This is a genomic window from Synechococcus sp. R3-13, from assembly GCF_047462195.1.
Classification (GTDB): Bacteria; Cyanobacteriota; Cyanobacteriia; order Thermostichales; family Thermostichaceae; genus Thermostichus.
This window is the reverse complement of record NZ_JANSIO010000471.1, coordinates 1-2,052: the sequence shown is the minus strand read 5'-3', so window position 1 is coordinate 2,052 and position 2,052 is coordinate 1. Positions and strand designations below refer to the sequence as shown.

General features: G+C 58.5%; 3 protein-coding genes. 2 read left to right on the top strand and 1 reads right to left on the bottom strand.

Annotation, left to right across the window (positions count from 1 at the left end; all coding sequences use genetic code 11):
* A partial coding sequence (locus NW856_RS13200; RefSeq protein ID WP_414400630.1) for an FHA domain-containing protein occupies positions 1 to 489 on the bottom strand: 489 nt, incomplete at its 3' end.
* 238 nt (positions 490 to 727) lie between these two features.
* Here NW856_RS13200 and NW856_RS13195 point away from each other — a divergent pair.
* Together NW856_RS13195 and pgeF are read left to right on the top strand one after the other, a co-directional pair.
* Entirely contained in the window at positions 728 to 1,159 is a 432-nt protein-coding gene (locus NW856_RS13195; protein WP_414400629.1) for a DUF3119 family protein, read from the top strand.
* Positions 1,156 to 1,956, top strand: coding sequence for a peptidoglycan editing factor PgeF (gene pgeF / locus NW856_RS13190; RefSeq protein ID WP_414400628.1), 801 nt, complete (start codon positions 1,156 to 1,158; stop codon positions 1,954 to 1,956). The genes NW856_RS13195 and pgeF overlap by 4 nt, the downstream gene beginning before the upstream one ends.
* Positions 1,957 to 2,052: the final 96 nt, after the last annotated feature.

The following is a 2,052-nucleotide window of genomic DNA, read 5'->3' as shown; positions in this document are numbered from 1 at the left end:
GGGGATCTCCAGCTCCAGTTGCTTCAGGAAAAAACGTCGGTTATACAGACCGGTTAGCGGGTCATAGAGGGCAGCAGTGGCCATTTGCAAAAAGAAGGCTTCTTCTGCCGCGTTGTAGTAGGCAAACTTGAGGGTGCTGGCCCCCACTTGAATGTAATCTCCATCCTTCAGGAGAACGCGGCTGACGCGCTCGCCGTTAACATATGTGCCGTTGAGGCTCTCCAGGTCGGTGAGGACATAACCTTCATCTTCTCTCTCCAGCCGACAGTGCTGCCGGGAGACGGCGTGATCCAAGAGCTGGATATCCGCGCAGTGGCTGCGCCCCAAAACCCCACCCCTTGCCAAGGGAAACGTCATGCCCACATTGGCGCCGCTGAGCACCGTTAGAAAGGCCGCAGTTGCCTCAGGCTGGGGTCTGCGCTCGTAAAACTCCAAGGGGATCTGAGTGGTTGGCTCCTCTGGCAACTGAGAGAGAGGGTCGAGAGGCATGGAGAGGCCCAACGAATTGTGCGGGTTAGCAGTAAGCACTCGTTATATCCGTATTATGCCGGTTTTCCCAAGGGCGCATTTGGGTAGATGGGGGTCGTCTTGCCGGTTCTGATCTGTAAACCTGCGGAACTCTGGAGTTTATCATTTACTATCTCCTTTTTTCCCAATCTTCTAACTTCTGAAGAGTTGCCGAGGCGGCCTAGAATGGGGCTGGGATCCCTGAGAGGAGGAGTGGGGCATGATCAGGCCCAATTCTGCCCATCTATTGACTCCGGATTTTCGCCTCAGCCTGTCGGTGTTGGCTTTGGCGGTACCGTTGTTCTGGCTTTCGTTTTGGGCGGGGCTAGGGGTGGGCCTGTTTGGCCTGTTTTTGGTGGTGCAGACCTCTCTGATCGGTCTGGCCTTTACCAGAACGGCGCTGCAGGTCTACAGCGGCTCCAGGCGCATCCGCGAGTTTCCCTACAGCGAGTGGCAGGATTGGCAAATTTTCTGGCCGCCGCTGCCGGTGTTGTTCTTTTTCCGAGAAACCCAGAGCATTCATTTTTTGCCGATGCTGTTTAACCCTGCTGAGCTGAAGATGTGTTTGGAAGAGCGGGTGGGCCATCTCCACACCCAACATCGGTCTCAAGGATCCCCGCCCACTGCTGGCCTGGGTAGCTCTCGCCAATGAGTGGCTCCGCCTTGTGGGTTTGGCAGCAGGCAGGGAGATGGCGCTGGCTGGAGTGTCAGCTTTTGGCGGAGTGGCCTCATGCTTTTGGCTCTCGCCAAGGTCATCCCCATCCCCCGTCTCAGTTGGCCGCCCGGCTGCAACTGCCCCCTGAACAGGCCGCGTGGGGCCATCAGGTGCATGGCTGCAACTGGGTTTGGGCAGATGGGATCACCGAAACCTTTGGACACAAACGAGAGCAGGACTGCTCTGCTGGTCAAGGGATCCCTACCCGCTCTCAGGCAGATGCGGTCATTGCCCGCCGCCAAGGAGATTCTGCCTGGGTCTGCACCGCTGACTGTGTGCCGATTTTGGTGGCCAGCCAAGAATGGGTGGCAGCCATTCACGCCGGGTGGAGAGGCACTGCTGCGGGGATCTTGTCCAAGGTGCTGCAGGAGTTTTTACAGGCGGGGATCCCTGCTGCTGGGATCCGCGTGGCCATCGGGCCTTCCATTTCGGGGTCGGTCTATCAGGTGTCAGAGGAGGTGGCGGAGCTGGTGCTGCAAAGCCTACCCCCAGGGCTGGATGCCCGCGCCGCCCTGTTGCCCGATCCTCTGCCTGGCAAGGTTCGCCTGGATCTGCGCTGGGTCAACGGTGCCCAAGCCCAAGCCAAAGGGATCCCCCCTGAACACATTGCCGTCAGCCCCCATTGCACCCTCAGCCAACCCCAAGATTTCTTTTCCTACCGCCGCGATGGATCCCTGAAGGATGAGCAGGGCCGTCATTGCGTGCAGTGGTCGGGAATCGGCCTGCGGTCGTAGGCAGACTTGACCCAGTTCTGCCCGGAGGAACGGGAAGTAGTGGCTATAATTGCGCTCAAGACAGGGCTGATACATTTACGCTGAACACTGCTGAAC